At 73.3% G+C, this 18040-nt stretch carries 18 protein-coding genes and 1 riboswitch; of the genes, 9 read left to right on the top strand and 9 right to left on the bottom strand.

Going from position 1 to position 18040, the window contains the following annotated elements:
- Window positions 1–29: 29 nt before the first annotated feature.
- The gene (locus tag LRS74_RS02730; RefSeq protein WP_277739453.1) at window positions 30–614 is read left to right on the top strand and encodes a TetR/AcrR family transcriptional regulator; all 585 of its coding nucleotides are present in this window, start codon (window positions 30–32) and stop codon (window positions 612–614) included.
- A 144-nt stretch (window positions 615–758) separates the two neighbouring features.
- On the opposite strand, the gene metE is transcribed toward LRS74_RS02730, so the two are convergent.
- A complete protein-coding gene (gene metE, locus LRS74_RS02725) occupies window positions 759–3077 on the bottom strand; it encodes a 5-methyltetrahydropteroyltriglutamate--homocysteine S-methyltransferase (protein ID WP_277739452.1) in 2319 nt (772 codons plus the stop codon).
- Between the two features lie 163 nt (window positions 3078–3240).
- A riboswitch (cobalamin riboswitch) is annotated at window positions 3241–3461 on the bottom strand.
- A gap of 158 nt (window positions 3462–3619) precedes the next feature.
- On the opposite strand from metE, the gene LRS74_RS02720 reads away from it, so the two are divergent.
- Both LRS74_RS02720 and LRS74_RS02715 read left to right on the top strand, forming a co-directional pair.
- Window positions 3620–4093: a diadenosine tetraphosphate hydrolase gene (locus LRS74_RS02720; RefSeq protein WP_277739451.1), complete on the top strand. Its 474-nt coding sequence runs from the start codon at window positions 3620–3622 to the stop codon at window positions 4091–4093.
- Between the two features lie 147 nt (window positions 4094–4240).
- On the top strand, window positions 4241–4681 hold the full coding sequence (locus LRS74_RS02715; protein WP_277739450.1) for a hypothetical protein: 441 nt from the start codon (window positions 4241–4243) through the stop codon (window positions 4679–4681).
- A gap of 100 nt (window positions 4682–4781) precedes the next feature.
- Here LRS74_RS02715 and LRS74_RS02710 read toward each other — a convergent pair whose 3' ends face one another.
- The 3 genes from LRS74_RS02710 to LRS74_RS02700 form a co-directional block, all read right to left on the bottom strand.
- Window positions 4782–5816: an NAD-dependent epimerase/dehydratase family protein gene (locus LRS74_RS02710; RefSeq protein WP_277739449.1), complete on the bottom strand. Its 1035-nt coding sequence runs from the start codon at window positions 5814–5816 to the stop codon at window positions 4782–4784.
- Between the two features lie 94 nt (window positions 5817–5910).
- Entirely contained in the window at window positions 5911–6405 is a 495-nt protein-coding gene (locus tag LRS74_RS02705) for a DUF6314 family protein (protein WP_277739448.1), read from the bottom strand.
- Window positions 6406–6504: 99 nt separating this feature from the next.
- On the bottom strand, window positions 6505–7734 hold the full coding sequence (locus LRS74_RS02700; protein ID WP_277739447.1) for a GDSL-type esterase/lipase family protein: 1230 nt from the start codon (window positions 7732–7734) through the stop codon (window positions 6505–6507).
- A 531-nt stretch (window positions 7735–8265) separates the two neighbouring features.
- Here LRS74_RS02700 and LRS74_RS02695 point away from each other — a divergent pair.
- On the top strand, window positions 8266–9954 hold the full coding sequence (locus LRS74_RS02695; RefSeq protein WP_277739446.1) for a glycosyltransferase family 39 protein: 1689 nt from the start codon (window positions 8266–8268) through the stop codon (window positions 9952–9954).
- A gap of 80 nt (window positions 9955–10034) precedes the next feature.
- On the opposite strand, the gene LRS74_RS02690 is transcribed toward LRS74_RS02695, so the two are convergent.
- Window positions 10035–12011, bottom strand: coding sequence for a heavy metal translocating P-type ATPase (locus LRS74_RS02690; protein ID WP_277739445.1), 1977 nt, complete (start codon window positions 12009–12011; stop codon window positions 10035–10037).
- 98 nt (window positions 12012–12109) lie between these two features.
- Here LRS74_RS02690 and LRS74_RS02685 point away from each other — a divergent pair, with 98 nt between their 5' ends.
- From LRS74_RS02685 to LRS74_RS02675, 3 genes are all read left to right on the top strand, one after another.
- Entirely contained in the window at window positions 12110–12508 is a 399-nt protein-coding gene (locus tag LRS74_RS02685) for a metalloregulator ArsR/SmtB family transcription factor (RefSeq protein WP_277739444.1), read from the top strand.
- A gap of 102 nt (window positions 12509–12610) precedes the next feature.
- The gene (locus LRS74_RS02680; RefSeq protein ID WP_277739443.1) at window positions 12611–12934 is read left to right on the top strand and encodes a hypothetical protein; all 324 of its coding nucleotides are present in this window, start codon (window positions 12611–12613) and stop codon (window positions 12932–12934) included.
- A gap of 4 nt (window positions 12935–12938) precedes the next feature.
- A complete protein-coding gene (locus LRS74_RS02675; RefSeq protein ID WP_277739442.1) occupies window positions 12939–13130 on the top strand; it encodes a hypothetical protein in 192 nt (63 codons plus the stop codon).
- A gap of 30 nt (window positions 13131–13160) precedes the next feature.
- Here the strand turns inward: LRS74_RS02675 and LRS74_RS02670 are convergent, their stop codons facing one another.
- From LRS74_RS02670 to LRS74_RS02660, 3 genes are read right to left on the bottom strand one after another with little or no spacing between them, the layout of a single operon-like run.
- A complete protein-coding gene (locus LRS74_RS02670) occupies window positions 13161–14018 on the bottom strand; it encodes a class I SAM-dependent methyltransferase (RefSeq protein WP_277739441.1) in 858 nt (285 codons plus the stop codon).
- Between the two features lie 43 nt (window positions 14019–14061).
- On the bottom strand, window positions 14062–14406 hold the full coding sequence (locus LRS74_RS02665) for a VOC family protein (RefSeq protein ID WP_277739440.1): 345 nt from the start codon (window positions 14404–14406) through the stop codon (window positions 14062–14064).
- Between the two features lies 1 nt (window position 14407).
- Window positions 14408–14587: a CopG family transcriptional regulator gene (locus LRS74_RS02660; protein WP_144386213.1), complete on the bottom strand. Its 180-nt coding sequence runs from the start codon at window positions 14585–14587 to the stop codon at window positions 14408–14410.
- 195 nt (window positions 14588–14782) lie between these two features.
- Here LRS74_RS02660 and LRS74_RS02655 point away from each other — a divergent pair, with 195 nt between their 5' ends.
- Window positions 14783–15937, top strand: a complete 1155-nt coding sequence (locus LRS74_RS02655; protein WP_277739439.1) for a PP2C family protein-serine/threonine phosphatase — start codon at window positions 14783–14785, stop codon at window positions 15935–15937.
- A gap of 161 nt (window positions 15938–16098) precedes the next feature.
- Here LRS74_RS02655 and LRS74_RS02650 read toward each other — a convergent pair whose 3' ends face one another.
- Window positions 16099–16572 carry a cyclic nucleotide-binding domain-containing protein gene (locus tag LRS74_RS02650; protein WP_277744566.1) on the bottom strand — a complete coding sequence of 158 codons (474 nt, stop codon included), beginning with the start codon at window positions 16570–16572 and terminating at the stop codon, window positions 16099–16101.
- Window positions 16573–16613: 41 nt separating this feature from the next.
- Between LRS74_RS02650 and LRS74_RS33580 the strand changes: the two genes are divergently transcribed.
- Complete coding sequence (locus LRS74_RS33580; protein WP_347178089.1) at window positions 16614–17726, top strand: NAD(P)-binding domain-containing protein; 1113 nt, start codon at window positions 16614–16616, stop codon at window positions 17724–17726.
- Window positions 17727–18040 lie beyond the last annotated feature (314 nt).

Genomic DNA, 18040 nt, shown 5'->3' with positions numbered 1-18040 from the left:
TGGATGATCCGTACAGTACTGTATGGAACATGGCCAAGGGGAGAGTCAGCAGGGACGACTGGACGATGGCGGCGCTCGGCGCGCTGGCCCGGGGCGGGGTCGCCGCGGTGGCGGTGGACGCGCTCGCCCGGGAACTCGACGTCACCCGCGGCAGCTTCTACTGGCACTTCGAGAACCGCGACGCCCTGCTCGTGGCCGCGTTGGAGACCTGGGAGCGCCGCGCGACGACCGACGTCATCGCCGCCCTCCGCGACGTGACCGACCCCCAGGTGCGGGCCCGCGCACTCTTCGCCGAGGCGCTGGGCAGCGAGGAGATCGCCGGCCTCGAACCGGCGCTGGTCGCCCAGGCGTCCCACCCGGCCGTCGCCGCTGTGGTGGCCCGGGTCAACCGCACCCGCCTCGACTTCCTGACCGAGATCTTCGGCGACCTGGGCTTCGCCTCCCCGGACGCCCGTCACCGCGCTCTGGCCTCCTACGCCGCCTACCTCGGCTGGCTGGAACTGCGCCGGACCTCGCCCGAGGTCGCCCCCGAGGCGCGGTTGGAGGACCCCCGCTCGGGCGGGGCGCTGGACCACCTGGTGGGCATGATCCTGGCGCCGACCCCCCGGCCGTAGCCGGGAGGACGCGCGGCGCGCCCTCCCGGCCCCTGCGGTGGCCAGCTGGTGGTGGCCACGAACCTCCCGGCCCCTGCGGTGCCCCCGGCGGTTACGAACCTCCCGGCTCCTCCGCGGCCGCCGGTCCCGTTCCGCGCGGTGCCGTCAGGTCCCGGACAGCTCCGTACGGACCGTGCGGGCCGCCGCGAACAGGTTCTCCAGGGACGTACGGGTCTCCGTCCAGCCGCGGGTCTTCAGGCCGCAGTCGGGGTTCACCCACAGTCGCTCGGCCGGGATGGCCCGCAGCCCGGTGCGCAGCAGGGCGGCGGCCTCCTCCGCGCTCGGGACGCGTGGCGAGTGGATGTCGTACACGCCGGGTCCGGCCTCGCGCGGGTAGCCGTGGGCGGCCAGCTCGCGGGCGACCTGCATATGGGAACGGGCGGCCTCCAGGCTGATGACGTCGGCGTCGAGGTCGTCGATGGCCTGGACGATGTCGCCGAACTCGGCGTAGCACATATGGGTGTGGATCTGGGTGTCCGGGCGCACCCCGCCGGTCGTCAGCCGGAACGCCTCCGTCGCCCACGCCAGGTACGCCGGGCGGTCGGCGGCGCGCAGCGGCAGGGTCTCGCGCAGCGCCGGCTCGTCCACCTGGATCACCGACGTCCCGGCGGCCTCAAGGGCGTCGACCTCGTCGCGCAGGGCGAGGGCGACCTGCCGCGCGGTCTCGGCGCGCGGCTGGTCGTCGCGGACGAAGGACCAGGCGAGCATGGTCACGGGGCCGGTGAGCATGCCCTTGACCGGCCGGTCGGTCAGCGACTGGGCGTATGTCGTCCAGCGCACCGTCATCGGTTCGGGCCGCGAGATGTCACCGGCGAGGATCGGCGGGCGGACGTACCGGGTGCCGTAGGACTGGACCCAGCCGTGCTGAGTGGCGAGGTAGCCGGTGAGCTGCTCGGCGAAGTACTGCACCATGTCGTTGCGTTCGGCCTCGCCGTGCACCAGGACGTCCAGGCCCGCCTTCTCCTGGAAGGAGATCACCTCCCGGATCTCGGCCTCGATGCGCTCCTCGTACGCGGCCGTGTCGATCCGGGCCGCCCGCAGGGCCGCCCGCGCGGTGCGCACCTCGTCCGTCTGCGGGAAGGAGCCGATGGTGGTGGTCGGCAGCAGCGGCAGCCGGAGGTGGGCGCGTTGCGCGGCCGCCCGCTCGGCGTACGGCTGGGACCGGCGGGCGTCGGCCTCCTCGACGGCGCCGGTGCGGGCCCGGACGACGGGGTCCCGGGTGATGGGCGAGCCGGCGCGCGACGCCAGGTCCGCCCGGTTGGCGGCCAGTTCGGCGGAGACGGCGCCCACGCCGTGGGCCAGGCCCTTGGCCAGGGTGACGACCTCGGCGCTCTTCTGCCGGGCGAAGGCGAGCCAGCGCAGGATCTGCGGATCGATGTCCCGTTCCACGGCCGCGTCCAGGGGCACGTGGAGCAGCGAGCAGGAGGCGGCCACGTCGACCCGGTCGGCCAGGCCGAGCAGGGTGCCGAGGGTGGCGAGCGACTTCTCCAGGTCGTTGACCCAGATGTTGCGGCCGTTGACGACGCCGGCGACCAGCCGCTTCCCGGGCAGCCCGCCCACGGCGGCGAGCGCGTCCAGGTTGCCGGCCGCGGCCTCCGTGAAGTCGAGGGCGAGCCCCTCCACGGGGGTCTTGGCCAGCACCGGCAGCGCCTCTCCGAGCCGGTCGAAGTACGAGGCGACCAGCAGCTTCGGCCGGTCGGGGAGCGCCCCGAGGTCGCGGTAGGCGCGTGCGGCGGCGTTCAGCTCGGCCGGCGTGCGGTCCTGGACCAGGGCGGGCTCGTCGAGCTGCGCCCACTCGGCTCCCGCGGCCCGCAGTTCGGCGAGGACCTCGGCGTAGACCGGGAGCAGTCGGTCGAGGAGCGTCAGCGGCTCGAAGTCCGCGGCCACGCCCGGCGCCGGCTTGGCGAGCAGCAGATAGGTCACCGGGCCGACGAGCACGGGCCGGGCGGTGAGGCCCAGGGCGAGCGCCTCCCGGAACTCGGCGACCTGCCGGGAGGCGCCTGCCGCGAACACCGTGTCGGTGCCCAACTCCGGCACCAGATAGTGGTAGTTGGTGTCGAACCACTTGGTCATCTCCAGCGGCGCCACATCCTGGGTGCCGCGGGCCATGGCGAAGTAGCCGTCCAGGTCGTCCGCCGCCACGGCGGCGCGGTGACGGTCGGGGATGGCGCCGACCATGACGCTGGTGTCCAGGACGTGGTCGTAGTACGAGAAGTCGCCGGTCGGAACCTCGTGGATGCCGGCCCCGGCCAGCTCCCGCCAGTGGGAGCGGCGCAGTTCGGCGGCGGTGGCCCGGAGGGCGTCGGCGGTGACGCGACCCTTCCAGTAGCCCTCGACGGCCTTCTTCAGCTCCCGGTTCCGGCCCTGCCGGGGGTAGCCGTACACGGTGGCCCGTGCTGCCACGGCTGCGGGCTTCGCTGTCACGGAAATCTCCTTCGCGAGATGCTTCCCTGAGATCCCGGCGACGGGACGAGGACGCGAAGGGGTGACGGAACCGGACGGCTCGACCCCGCGCGGCGTGGCGCGATCGTCCGCCTGGTGTGTACGCCGACCCGCCCTCGAGGTCACCGGGATGTCCGCGCACGACCGTTCGCACGCGGGCAGTGGCAGGTCTTCGGACTCGCGGGCACGCCTCGTGTCGTACGAGGCTCCTACTGGCCGTCGCTTCCCAGGCCCGGCCGGGCCCAGTGCGTATGACGGCGGTCGTTCCCGCTCACCGCTGCGGGGCAGTCCCGGACTTCCACCGGGTTCCCTCTTACGACGCGTCCCGCCTGGCGGACGGGGCGAACCAGCTGCAGGGCTCAGCGTAGAGGGCGACGCGGGCCGTGGAGAGCCGAGTTCACCATTCGGATGGTGAGTTGGGACACGCGACGACCGGCGCGCGGTCCAGTCGAGCCGCTCCTCCTCGGTGGGGCCGGTGCCTGCGAAGGCAAACCGTGGAACGTCGGTGTGTACAGTCCCCCACCATGACGAAAGACTGGCGGAAGGACCGGATCGGCAGCGCGCTCCGGGGTGAGAACCCCTCGGTGCTGCGGAGGTTGGAAGCGGGATTCGCGGTGATCGGGGACGTCCAGTTCCTCCCCGGATACTCGGTGCTGCTGGTCGACGACCCCACCGTCCACCGACTGTCGGAGCTTCCCCGACGGAAGCGGCTGGCCTTCCTCGCCGACATGGACCGGCTGGGCGAGGCCGTCGAGCGTGCCTGCACGCGGCTGGACCCCGACTTCCGGCGGGTCAACCTGGAGATCCTGGGCAACGCCGACCCGTTCCTGCACGCGCACGTGTGGCCGCGGTTCTCCTGGGAGCCGGCCGAACGCGTCGGCCTGCCGGTGTGGCTCTATCCGCGCGAGAACTGGACCGACGAACGGCATGCGCTCGGCCCCCGGCACCACGCCGTGCGCGAGGCGATCGGCGAGGAGTTGGACCGCCTCGCGCCCTGACCCGATCGCGCCGCCCGCCGTCGGCGGGCGGCGGCGCGTCCTCGGCGTCGCTGCCGCGACACCGGGGGCCGGAGTGCGAGGATTCGATCTTGCGAGGGACAATGTCCGTACCGGAGAGCGTCGAGAGAGCGTAGGGCGGGGGAGACGATGCTGGAGGAACTGATACTGGCCGGCGGCACCACGGTGGTCGGGTCCATGGCCACCGACTCCTGGCTGGCCGCGCGCGGCGGGGTGACGCGACTGTTCCGCCGCCGGGGCGAGGACGGACAGTCCGCCATCGAGGCCCAGTTGGACAACAACGCGGCGCTGGTCGCACGGGCGGACGACGCCGAGCGGGTGCGCCAGACCCTGCTCCCGCTGTGGTTGCTGGAGCTGGAGTCGCTGCTGGACCAGCACCCGGAGGCCGCCGACGAACTGCGCGAGCTGGTCGACGAGATCCGGGAGCGACTGCCCGCCGCGGAGCGCACCTGGGTGCAGAACAACGTGGCCAAGGACGGCGGACAGGTCTTCGCGGTCCAGGGCGGGAACGTCATCGTGCACCAGACCCTCCCCGGCCAGGGAGGCGGCAGCGGAGCCGTAGCCGGGTGAGCCGGCCGCGCTGCGAAGCCCTCCAGACGGTCCACGTCGAGGCCCGCGGAAGGACCGCGTGCCGGTGGCCGTGGCGGGGCTGGGCCGCCGCGGATCGTCGTCAGTACCGGGGGCCGGCGACCAGCGGTGGGGTGTCGACGGCGGCACTCTCACGCAGACCGGCCAGCAGATCCCGAAGGGCTTCCACGGAGGAGTGTTCGGGCTGCCAGCCCAGCTCGTCCCGGGCCCGCCCGGTGTCCATGAGCGGCAGCCGCAGCACGGCGTCGAACAGGTACGGCGAGGTGGGGACGGCGCGGAGCAGCCAGGCCGCGGTGAGCGCGGCACGCACCGGTCGGGCCGGCAGCCGTACCGGACGCGCCGCGAGCAGCTCGGCCAGGACGTCCGCGGTCACGGGAGGGTCGGCGGCCAGGTTGAACGCGCCCTGGACGGGGCGGGTGACGGCGAGCCGGTAGGCGCGGGCGGCGTCGTCCGTGTGCAGGGCCTGGAAGACGAGTCCGGGCAGGTCCGGGACGACGGGCAGCAGGCCGGGACGGACCAGACGTCCGGGCACCAGGGGGCCCGCGAAGAGCCGGCACTGTTCGGTCGCGGACTCCTTCTTGAACAGGAACGCGGGACGCATCCGCACGACCCGGATCCCGGGGTGGTGCAACTCGTAGGTGTCCAGGGCCCGCTCCAGGTAGGACTTCTCCCGGCAGTAGGACGCCTCGGGCCAGCCGTGGGTGGGCCACGACTCGTCGACCGTACGGTTCTTGGGTCCCGGGGAGTAGGCGCCCACGGAGGAGGCGTGGACGAGGGTGCTCACCCCGGCCGCGGCGACGGCCGCGAACACCTTGTAGCTGCCGAGTACGTTGGTTCGCCAGGTCACCAGGGGGTCGCGGCTGGGTTGGAGCAGCCAGGCGAGGTGGACGACGGCGTCGGCGCCGCGGAAGTGGGCGACGAAGTCGACGCCGGGGTCGGACCCGATGTCCGCGCTCACCCAGGTGGTCTTCGGCGGGTGCCAGCGGGGCCGCCGGCGGGCGATGCCCACGATCGATCCGACGGCCGGGTCCCGGCCCAGCTCACGGACGACGCTGGTACCCACGTTGCCCGTGGCCCCGACGACCACCACCCGGAGCCCGTCTGACGATCGAGGCACGGTCGTCGCCTCGCTTTCCTCGGTCGGGGGCTACACGTTCCACCCTGTGACCGAACCGTGGGCGTCGCAACCGCGAGCCCCGTCGGCGGCGCGGTCAGGCGGGCACACCGCGGCCTCGGCGGCGATAGGTGGACTCCATCCGCTGGTTCTTGGAGGGGCCGACGGCATGCCAGCGCAGACGCCATTCGTCGGGCGAGACGGCGGTGAAGTCGCCGTCGTACCGATCGGCCGAGCACAGGTGCCGGGCGGCCCAGTGGCCGCCCCGCAGGTCGAGCACGTGGAAGGGCCGACCGTCGGCGAAGGCCACCTCCGCGGTGCCGTCCGGGCGGGGGAGCAGTCGGAGGGTCCGGCTCGCCCGGCGCGTCGTCCCCGCCCACGTCAGCTCGCCCTCCTCGATGTGCAGGACACACGAGCCGTCGTCGGACGGGCGGAACTCCGCCGTGCCGTGGAAGCGACCGCTCGCGCCCGAGGCCAGATCGACCACGGCGCGCTCCACCGTCCACCACCCGCTCAGATAGGCGGCGACGTCGGACACCGGGTAGGCGGACGAGGCCGTGGCCGGTGGTGGAGCGGAGGTGGTGCGGTTCATGCCTCCAGTATCCGGCACCGCGCGCACCGCCCTGTGGCTCCGCCGCCGCGCGCGTCCGCCGTACCGAACCGATGGCCGGGCGGTCCCCTCGGCGGCCGTTCAGTCCTCTGGGAGGGCGAAGGGGCCGCCGTCCGCGAAGGCGCACCGGGCGAAGCGCTCGCCGATGCGCTGATGCCCGAGGGGGTCCGGATGGAGACCGTCCGCCAGCGGCAGCTCGGCGTGGTCCGGTTCCCCGTAGAGCGAGCGGCCGTCGAGGTAGTGCAGGTGCGGGTCCTCGGTCGCCCGTCGCGCGGTGATACGGGACAGCTCGGCACGGATGACGTTGAGCGTCAGCCGCCCGGCGGCGCGGTCCGCCGGATCGCCGAGGGCCCGGAATCGCGGGGTCGGACCGCTGAGGTCGACGGCGAGCGGGCCCGGGGTGTCCTGCTGGAGCGGGCAGAGGATCGGGGAGACGACCAGCAGCGGCGTGCGGGGGTGACCCTCCCGAAGGGTGTCGAGGAAGCCGTCGACCGCGGGCCCGAAGGCGCGCAGCCGCATCAGGTCGGTGTTGACCAGGTTGATGCCGATTTTGACGCTGATCAGGTCCGCGGGGGTGTCCCGCATGGCGCGGGCGGTGAACTGGTCGAGCAGGGCGTTGCCGTTCAGGCCCAGATTGATCAGGTCGACCCCACCACGGACGGCGGCGATCGCCGGCCAGGTGGTGGTCGGGCCGGCCGCGTTGGAGCCGTGGCTGATCGAACTGCCGTGGTGCAGCCAGACCCGGCGGCCGCGGCGTGACAGGGCCTCGACGGGGGCGTCGGTGCGCAGGGCGATCAGCTCGGTGATCTCCCTGTGCGGCAGCCAGATCTCGATGTCCTTCATGCGGGCGGGCAGTTCGGTGAACCGGACGGTGCCGGGTGGGCCGGGACGGACGATCGAGGACTGGGTGGCCATGTCGACGGTGCGGAGGTTGCCGCCGGCGATGCCGGAACGGCCGGCCAGCCGGCCGTCGACGAGCAGGTCGTACACGCCCTCGAGAGGCGCCGGGGCGCCCGCGTAGACGATCTTCGTGGGGAGCGCGTCCAGCTCCACGGCGGTCGCCCGGGTGCGGAAGGCCAGCCGCACGCCGGACGGCTGCGCCTCGGCCATGGCGAGGGACGCGTCGGGGACCTGTTCGCGGGCCGCTGCCGGCAGCCGGTGCGGCAGCACGCCGTGCGCGGTGCGCTCCACGTCGAGTGCGCCGCGCAGGATCCAGGGCTCGATGGCGGTGGTGATCCAGTTCGTCGCCCCGCCCTCCGTGCGGGGAGCGGCCGCGCGTGGGTCGGGGGCGTCGTCGTGTCGGGAGTCCATGGGCTCCAGCCTGCGAGCCGGTCGGCGAGGACGCACCCGCTTTTCCCCCGCGCGGAGTTCGGTGAGCGTGGCGGTGGTGTGATGCGCGGGCGTCGGTCCTTCGTGCGCGCGGGCGTCGGTCCTTCGTGCGTGTGGGCGCCGAACCGGCGTCGACGGCACGGCGGCCCGACCTCGCCGCGGCCGCCCGGTCGGCCCGGCCTGACGCGACACCATCCCCCTTGACCCGTACGTCGTTCGCTCACGTGATCAATTCGCGATCTAATGAGTGAAAGGGTGTGGTGGTCGGGTACCGCAACGACCGCCGCGGCGGTGACGCCACCCATCCTCAGACCATTCCGGCAGACCAGACCGGCGCTTGAGCCCCGCCCGGGCCGGGCGCCTTCGCGTGGCGCTCGATGGCGCGGCCGGAGGCGGTCGCCGCCGGCTCACCGATGCCGCGACCTGGACGGACCGGGCCGGCGCGGACGGGCTCGACCGAGAGAACGTGGCGGCGCTGCTGACGTCGGTGCCTGACCAGCACAGGGGGAACGAGTGAACGAGTTGAGCGGCGACGCTCAGTGGGCGGGGGCCGTGGAGGCGTCCCGCCTGGGCAGGAAGTACCGGGGCGGCTGGGCGCCGCGCGAGGACAGGGTCCACCCGTCCACGGCCACGGCCGCCGTCATGGCCCGTCGACTGACGGCCGCCCGCACCACGACCGGCGGGCCGCCGGCCGTGCCCGCCGCGGCGAGCCCGGGCCCGCTCCCGTTCCGGTCGGCCGCGCGCCCACCGGGCCGGCCGATCCGCACGGCGGCCGTCGTCCTGGCCCCCATGGCGCTGATGCTCGGCCTCGGGCTGTGGGGCGTCCGTCACCAGGGGAGTATGGGACGTGACGAGTCGACGACCTATCAGATGGCCCATCGCGACCTGGCCGAGATCTGGCAGGTGCTGGGGAACATCGACGCGGTGCACGGCCTGTACTACCTGCTGATGCACGCCGTGTACGCGGTCTGGGACGGCGGGCTTGCGGCACTGCGGCTGCCCTCGGTGCTGGCGATGACGGCGGCGGCCGGAGCGGTCGCGCTGATCGGCCGGCGGCTGGCCGGCCCGGGGGTCGGCCTGGCGGCCGGGCTGGCCTTCCCGCTGATCCCCACCACCCAGCAGTTCGCGCAGGAGGGGCGGTCGTACGCGCTGGTGTGCGCGACCGTCGCCTGGTGCACGTACCTGTTGCTCCGCGCGGTCGACCGGCGGGACAAGGGGGCCTGGGCGGGTTACGCGGCGGTCGCCGTGGTCGCCTGTCTGCTGCACGAGTTCGCGGTGCTGGCCGTCGTCGCCCATGGCGTCACGCTGTCGCTGGCCCGGGTGCCGGGCGCGGTCCGGCGGGCGTGGGGGGTGGCGGCCGGCTGTGTGCTGGTCCCCTTGGTCCCGCTGGTGGTCATCAGCGAGCACCAGTCCGACGCGGTGTCGTGGATCAAGCCCGCGGAGCCGTTCGAGATGGTGCGGTTGGCCGTGCTGACGGTGGTGGCCGCCGGGTGCGCCGCCGCGCCCGGACCCGCCCGCCGCGGCCCGGTCCGACTGTGGACCGTGGCGCTGCCGCTGCTGGTCCTGCCGTCGGCCCTGCTGATGCTCTCGGCGGTGGTCCACCCGCTCTACGCGCACCGTTACGTCGTCTACTCCTACCTCGGGCTCGCCCTGGCGCTGGGCGCCGGCGTCGACTGGCTGGCCCGTAGCGCGAGGCGACGCGGCCGGCCGGCCGTGGTCTGCGCGTGCGCCGCGGCCGTGGCGGTGCTCGCCGCGCTGCTGCCCACATGGTCGCAACTGCGCAGCCCTCAGGGTCATCTCGACGACCCGGCCGGCGCCGCCCGCGTCGTACGGGAACTGGCCGCGCCCGGCGACGGCGTGCTCTTCATGCCGACCGACCGCCGCGAGTCGCTGCTGTCCCACCCCGACCACTACCGGGGACTGAACGACCTGGCGCTCGATCAGACCCCGACCGCCTCGGGCACCCTGCACGGGATCGAGTTCACCGCCGCGCGCCTGCCCGCCCGGATGCTGTCCGCCGACCGGATCGTCGTGCTGCGCGACGTCCGCTACCGGTCCACGGACGACACGGCCGAGGGCCGGGCCAAGCGCGCGGTGCTGGCGTCGCACTACGAGGAGTGCGCCAGCGGACGGGCACACGGCATCACGGTGATCGTGTACGCCCGCCCGGGCCGCTGCGCGGAACGGGCGTCCGGGGCCTGACGCGACCCCTGGTGGAGCTGATGACGAGGGCCGGGGTGTGAGCCCGCGTCCGCGTCGTCGGCCGCGAAGGACCTCGGGGCCTACGGCGCCGAGCGGGGTCCGGAGCCGCGCCACGCGGAATCGGTGAGCAGGCGCAGGCCGTTGAGTCCCACGATGACGGTGGAGCCCTCGTGTCCGGCGACGCCGAGCGGCAGCGGCAGGGTGCCGGCCAGGTCCCAGACGACCAGACCGGTGATGAACGCGCCGGCGATGACGAGGTTCTGCACCACCAGCGTGCGGGCGCGGCGGGACAGCCGGACGACGGCGGGGATGGTGGCGAGTTCGTCGCGGACCACCACGGCGTCGGCGGTCTCCAGGGCGAGGTCGGACCCGACGCGGCCCAGGGCGATGCCGGTGTGCGCGGCGGCCAGCGCGGGGGCGTCGTTGACGCCGTCGCCGACCATGAGGACCCTGCGGCCGTTCGCCTCCAGTTCGCGTACGGCGGCGACCTTGTCCTGGGGCAGCAGTCCGGCGCGCACCTCCGTGATGCCGACCTCGCCGGCGAGGCGGGCGGCCGCCCGCGGATTGTCGCCGGTGACCAGCAGCGGGCCGGCACCGGTCAGTTCGGTCAGGGCGCCGACCGCGGCGGCGGCCTCATCCCGCAGCCGGTCGGCGATGCCGATCACGCCGGCCGGGGCACCGTCCACCGTGACCAGGACGGCGGTGCGACCCTCGTCCTCCAGGCGGGCCACCGCCCGTGCGGCGGCGCGGTGGTCGGCGCGGTCCGGCAGCAGCGTGGTGGGGCTGCCGACCGTCACCGTGTGGCCCATGACGGTGGCGGTCACCCCGCTGCCGGGGGTCGAGACGAAGTCGGAGGCGACCGGGACGTCCAGGCCGCGGGCGCGGGCGGCGTCCACCACCGCCCGGGCGAGCGGGTGTTCGCTGGGGTGCTCGGCGGCCGCGGCCAGCGCCAGCAGCTCGTCCTCCGGGAGGCCGGGGACGGGAAGCGGGCGGACCTCGGTGACCTGCGGGGCGCCCTCGGTGAGCGTGCCGGTCTTGTCCAGGGCCACGTGGTTCACCTGCGCGAGGCGCTCCATGACCACGGCGGACTTGACCAGCACGCCGTGGCGGCCGGCGTTCGCCATCGCCGACAGCAGCGGGGGCATGGTGGCGAGCACCACCGCACACGGCGAGGCGACGATCATGAAGGTCATCGCCCGCAGCAGCGTGGAGTGGAGGTCGGCGCCGCACAGCAGGGGCACGATGAACAGGGCGAGGGTCGCGGCCACCATGCCGAGGCTGTAGCGCTGCTCGACCTTCTCGATGAACAACTGCGTGGGGGCCTTGGTCGCGGACGCCTCCTCGACCATGGCCACGATCCGGGCGAGCACCGAGTCGGCGGGGTCGCGCTCCACCTTGATCCACAGGGCGCCGGAGCCGTTCACGGTTCCGGCGAAGACCTCGTCCCCGGACCGCTTGGCCACCGGCAGCGGTTCGCCGGTGATGGTCGCCTGGTCGACGTCGCTGCCGCCGTCTAGGACGCGGCCGTCGGCGCCGATCCGCTCGCCCGGCCGTACGAGCACCGTGTCGCCGATCCGCAGCCGCCCGGTGGGGACCACCTCCTCGCTGCCGTCGTCCGCCAGCCGGGACGCGGTGGCCGGCGCCAGATCGAGCAGCCCGCGGACGGAGTCCGCGGTGCGGGCGGTGGCGACCGCCTCCAGCGCGCCGGAGGTGGCGAAGATGACGATCAGCAGGGCGCCGTCCAGCACCTGCCCGATCGCCGCCGCGCCCAGGGCGGCCACGACCATCAACAGGTCCACGTCGAGGGTCCTGTCCCTGAGGGCCTTCAGGCCCTCCCACCCCGGCTCCCAGCCGCCCGCGAGGTAGGTGAGCGCGTAGAGCGGGGCCCATACCCAGACGGGTGCGCCGAGCAGGTGCGGCGGCAGGGCGGTCAGGAACAGGGCGGTCGCCGCCGCGGCCCATCTGGCCTCCGGCAGGTCGAAGACCCGCGTCCGCCGACGGAGGGCGACGGGCCGCGCGGCGGTCGGCCGGGTGCGGGTGAACGGGGTGGTGGCCATGGTGAGAGCAGCCCTTCGCGCACGGCGGGATCCGACGACGGCACCATACAGGATTGCATGAACATCTATTCATGTATGGGGCTCCGTAGGATGGCGGCATGGGCCATGGAGCGAAACCCCGGACCGCGGACAGTGCAGCGCCGCGCACCCGCCTGACGCCGCACACCGCGCAACAGGTCGCCACCACCCTCCAGGCCCTGTCCACCCCGTCCCGGCTGCTGATCCTGGCGCGCCTGCGCGAGGGTCCCCTCGCCGCCACCGAGCTGGCCGCCGAGGTCGGCATGGAGCAGTCCGCCTGCTCCCACCAACTGCGGCTGCTGCGCAACCTGGGGCTGGTCACCGGCACCCGCCAGGGCCGCTCGGTGATCTACGCCCTCTACGACGACCACGTCGCGGAACTGCTCGACCAGGCCGTCCACCACGTCGAGCACCTCCGCCTCGGCCTCGCGGACGCACCGGCGGAGGCGGGTCGGCCCGCGGCGGTCCCGGGGGACTGAACCACCGGGCCGCCGTGATCACGTGCGGCGTCGCCGGCGGGGTCCATGCCGTATCGGCCGGTACCCTCGGCGCCGGACCACACCAACGATCATGGGGGACGTATGACCGCCTTGGCCGAGATCACCGCACTGCTCGGCGATCCCCGGTTCCACTGGTCGGACCCCGCGCCGTGGCGCGCGCTGGAGTCCGAGCTCGGCGTGCGGTTCCCCGCGGACTACCGCGCCTTCGTGGACGCCTACGGGCCCGTCGTCGTCAACGACCAGCTGTGGTTCGGGCATCCGGGCGCCCCGCACGGCAACCTCGGACGCGGCATCACGGCGGACATCGAGGCCTGGGCCCACGTCCCCGAAGAGCTCGCGCCGCCGCACCCGGTGGGATCCGCCCCGGGGGAACTGCTCCCGTGGGGGAGCAGTTCCCCCGGGTGAGACGGTGTTCTTCCGGATACCCGCCACCGAGGGTGGGGACTGGCGCGTGGGTGTCGTCGAGCATGACGAAGGGACGTACGAGGAACACGACATGACGTTCGGCACCTGGATGCTGGCCTATCTCCAGGGTCGTGACGTCACGGTGTGCTCACGCAACTTCGCGCCCGACGGACCTTTCTATCGGCCCATCGGCTGAGAACGCGCCCGCCTGTCGCCGCCCCTGTGATCAGGTGGTGGCCAGCAGCAGGTCCTCTCCGCTCGAGGGGCGGAGGCCGTCGGTGCGGTCGGCGAAGTAGCGGTCGGCGAGCGACTTCCCCGACACGTGTCGAACGTCGTCGAAGCCGGCTTCGCGGGCCAGCGCCAGCATCTCGGGCGGGGTGTAGAAGCTGATGAACGGCGTTCCGGAGGCCCGCGCGCCCGCTTCGCTCGCCCGCAGGCCGGGGCGATCCGCCTCGTCGACGAGGTCGATCGGCAGCAGGAAGGTCATGGCGAGCGTCGAGCCGGGCGCCAACCCGGCGATCTGGCGCAGGGTGGCCGCGGTGGCGTCCTCGGTGAGGTACATGGTGACGCCGGTGGAGACGATGACCGCCGGCTGGTCGGGGTCGAAGCCGGCGGCGGTCAGCTGCTGCAGCCAGTCCTCGCTCGCCTCGAAGTCGACCGGCACCAGGTGCAGCCAGTCGGGGATGCCGTAGCCGAGTTCGACCAGACGCCTGCGCTTCCACGCCTGCGGGCCGGGCTGGTCGATCTCGAAGACCCGGAGCCGGGAGGCGATCTCCGGCCTGCGCTGGGCGAAGGTGTCCAGGCCGGCTCCCAGGATGACGTACTGGGTGACGCCGCGGTCCGCCTGCTCGGCGATCAGGTCCTCGATGAGGCGGGCGCGGGCCACGATGGCCGCCCGGAATCCCCCGGTGGTGCGCGGGTCCGTGTCGGGGCGGCGGCGCCAGTCCTCCTCGGGAGCCGCCAGCCGCAGGCCGATCTCGTCTTCGAGCACATGCGGCGGTGAGTCGACCTGAACGTGCGTGGCCCGCCAGAGGGCGGTCCGCACCGCGGTGTTGTCCGGCGCCTCGGTCTGCTCGTGTGCCATGGTGTTTACCCCTGTGTGGTCTGTTTCGTCTGGTGCGTCGTGGTCAGTTTCCGGCGGGAGACTGAAGGCTCCACAGTCGCCCGTCGGGGTCGCGGACGGTCATCTCCCTGGTCCCGTAATGGGTGTCCTCGAACGGCGTGACGACCTCGACGGCCGGGTCGGGACGGAACGCCTCCGCGTCCGGCACCTTCAGTACGAGCCGCGTCTCGGGCTCCTGGTCCTCGGGGACCTCGGCGATGAAGATGTACGGCCCGTCGCCGTTGCGGAGCTGGCCGGAGTTGTGGTCGGTCGAGAACTCCAACTCGTAGCCCAGCGTCTGGAAGAACTTCGCCGCCTTGCCCCAGTTGTGGGTGGTCAGGAATACGGCCTCGAGCCCCTCGGTTGCCATGTCAGTTCTCCTTCTCGGTCGACTGCTGCTCTTCGCCATGGGCGTCGTCGAGGTAGGCCCGCAGTGCTTCGGCGACCAACGCCGACAACGACATGCCCGACTCGATGGCGCGGTACTTGACCTGCTTGATCAGCCCGATCGGCAGGTACACGTTGAACTGTTTGACTTCCTCATCGCCCATGAGGCGATGCTAGCATCCTAGCAAGCTAGATCGCTGATGGCACTGGTGTTTCGTGGAAACCGGCGCCGTTCGGAGCGGATGTCAGGGTCGGGCGATGCACTCCCCGAGCTCCCCGGCATGGGTGCATATGATCACTGTTCGGCGGATTTCGACATCGGCCGCAGGCGACGGCCCACACGGTAGAGCGGGGTGCGGATGGATCCACTCGTCACGCGGTGGCCCCGGTACGTCTCGTTCGCGCCCGCCGCGCTGATCGTGTGCGGGACCGTCTGGAACGCGCTGTCGCCGCGCGAGTACTGGGGCGACCCGATGCTGGCCGCCGCCGTGGTGCTGGCGGGGGCGCTGTTCTCGCTCCGGCACACGATCCTGACGGGGGTCGCCGTCGTCGTCATCGAGCTGGCCCTGGCGGTCAAGGACGGCTACGTCGGCCACATCGTCGGCACGCTCACCCTGGCCAACGCGGTGTTCACCGCACTCGTGGGCATCGGGGTGAACCGGGTGATCGCCCGCTATGGGCGCCGCCTGGAGGTGGTGCGCTCCGTCGCGGAGGCCGCTCAGCGGGCGCTGCTGCCGGTGCCGCCGGCGCGGGTCGGCCCGCTGGCCGTCGCGGCCGTCTACAAGGCCGCGCAGATCGAGGCGTTGATCGGTGGCGACGCGTACGCCGTGCACGACACGCCGTACGGCACCCGGTTGATGATCGCGGACGTGCGGGGCAAGGGCCTGGGGGCGGTCAGCGTGGTCTCGGTGCTGCTCGGCACCTTCCGCGAGGCCGCGGAGCGGGCGCCCGACCTGACGGTGCTGGCCGAACACCTGGAGCGCGCACTGGTACGGGAGGCGGCACGGAGCGAGCGCCTCATCCAGATGGAGGGCTTCGTCACGGCGCTGCTCGGTGAGATCCCAGCCGGCGCCGATCGGGTGTCCCTGCTGAACTGCGGCCATCCCGCGCCCTATCTCCTGGCGGGGCGTGCCCTGACGACCCTGGAGCCGCGCGAGCCGGGCCTTCCGCTGGGCATGAGTGTCCTGGGCGTGCCGCAGGCGGCCCCGCAGACCTGGCCGTTCCCGGCCGAGGCCACGCTCCTCCTGGTCACCGACGGCGTGACGGAGGCCCGTGACCGCACCGGGACCTTCTACGATCCGCCGTCCCGGCTCTCCGGCCGGGGCCCGTTCCAGCGGCCGGAGGAGCTGATCGAGACCCTGGTGAGCGACGTGGAGCACTGGACCGGCGGGCCGCGCGACGACGACATGGCCGTTCTGGCGATCACCCGGTGCGCCGACGGCCCAGCCGGCCCGGAAGGGGACCCGGGAGGGGACCCGGAAGGGGAAACCCCGCGCTCCGACCAGGAGGGCTGATGGGTGGTCAGGGCGGCCCTGTCGCCCCCATCGGTATCGAAGACCCCTTCATCGAGGGGCGGAGACCGCTCATCGGCCGGCCGGAGGCCACCGTGGTGCCGCGGCGCGGCAGACCATCGTGGTGCCGCGGCGCGGCAGACCACCGTGGTCCGCGGCGCGGCTCACGGCACCACCCATCGCGGCATCCCGCCCGGACCGCCGTGCTCGGTGAGCAGGTCCAGCAGCCGGGTCCGGGAGGCCCTGAGCCGGCGCGCGACCACCGCGGCCGCGTGGGTGGACACCGCGTGGTCCAACCCGGGATCCTTCGCGCACAGGGCGCGGACCTCCGCCGCGTCGAACGCGTGGGCGCGTACCGGCGTGCTCGCCTCCGCTCCCAGATGCCAGCGGCGGGGCGGGATCAGCCAGGACCAGCCCAGCAGCTCGCCCGGCCCGACGGTCTCGACGACCGCGGCGCGTCGGCCGGGAATGCGCAGGTCGAGCGCGACCGTTCCGGTGCGGACGATCCAGAAGCGGTCGGCGTCGCCACCCTCCTCGAAGATCCGCTCTCCCACGGGGAACGACACCTCGTGGGCCAGCGCCGTCAGCCGCCCGTAGTACTCCTCCGACATCGCGCCGAAGACTCCGGACCTTGTGATCACGTCGTCGCCTCCTCGGTCTGGGCCCTGCCCGACAGGTCGTGCACCCCGCGCGGGCGGCAGCCGTCCGAACGATCGCCCGCCGTGGTCGAGGGGTTCCCGATCCGCCTCTCCCTCAGCATCCACCCCGGGGCGTCCCGACCCCAGGGCCGGAAGGGGCATCGAGAGGGTCCGACCGGCCCGGGTGCCGTCAGACCCTCCGGGCCGGTCGGTGCCGCCTTCCGCGCCACCAGCAACGTCGTGCCGCTGCCGGAGATCGACGGTGGCGGTTCGGTCGACGTGGAGCGCGTAGCCGGTGTCGTCCGGCCGCGGGTCGGCGACGGCCAGGGCGGCCGGACGGTCCGAGCGGGCGCGGAGCGTCAGATCCGAGGGCGGCCGTAAGAAGGGGGAGCGGCGGGAACAAGGAGTCGGGCCGGGATGTTGTCGATCATGTGGCCGGGACGGCGCGCCCCCGGACGCGACATCACCGAGAGCTCGGGAAGGACCGACACCTCATGAAGATCGGCATCATCGGCGCAGGCAACATCGGCGGCAATCTGACCCGGCGTCTCACCGCGCTCGGCCACGATGTGGCCGTGGCCAACTCGCGGGGCCCGCAGACCCTGAGCGCGCTCGCCGAGGAGACCGGCGCCACCCCCGTCACCGTGGCCGAGGCGGCGCACGGGGCGCGGATCGTGGTGGTCACGATCCCGCTGAAGAACATCCCCGACCTTCCGAAGGGGCTGCTCGACGGGGCCGCGGACGGCGTCGCCGTCATCGACACCGGCAACTACTACCCCAAGGAGCGTGACGGCAGGATCGCCGCGATCGAGGAGGGGCTGACGGAGAGCCGCTGGACCGAGCGGCACCTCGGCCACCCCGTCGTCAAGGCGTTCAACGGCACCTACGCCCAGGACATCCTGGAGAGGCCGCGCCCCAAGGGGGACCCGGAGCGCATCGCGCTGCCGGTCGCCGGAGACGACGAGACGGCCAAGCAGGCGGTTCGCGACCTCATCGACGAACTCGGCTTCGACTCGGTGGACTCCGGCGGCATCGACGAGTCCTGGCGCCAGCAGCCCGACACCCCCGTCTACGGCCTGCGGGCCGGAGTCGAGGGCGTCACCGAGGCCCTGGCCGCCGCATCGCCGGAGCGGCCGGAGGCGTTCCGGGCCTAGCGGAGTCACCGGCCGTGCCCCCGAGCCGCTGACGGGTCGGGGGCACGGGGGTGACGGGTGCGCGTGGCGCCCGGCGGTGTGCGGCCGGTTGCGCGCGGCCCGCCGCAGCGGTGTGCGGTCGGCTGTGCGCGGTCCCCGCCGCGGCGTGTGCGCGGAGTCTTGTGGGCGGGTTACCCCCTGGCTAGACTCCGCCGGAGTTTCACTTGACGCACATTTCCTTCACCGCTGTATCACCGACGATCGCCGATCTTCGTGATTCTCGCGGGGGATGCGCTCGACAGGGGGCCGGAGTGGAACGAAGAAGCGGCGCACGC

The organism is Streptomyces sp. LX-29 (assembly GCF_029541745.1).
In the GTDB taxonomy this organism is placed as follows: domain Bacteria; phylum Actinomycetota; class Actinomycetes; order Streptomycetales; family Streptomycetaceae; genus Streptomyces.
Note: the sequence above shows the minus strand (reverse complement) of the source record. Positions and strands in the feature narration are given on the sequence as shown.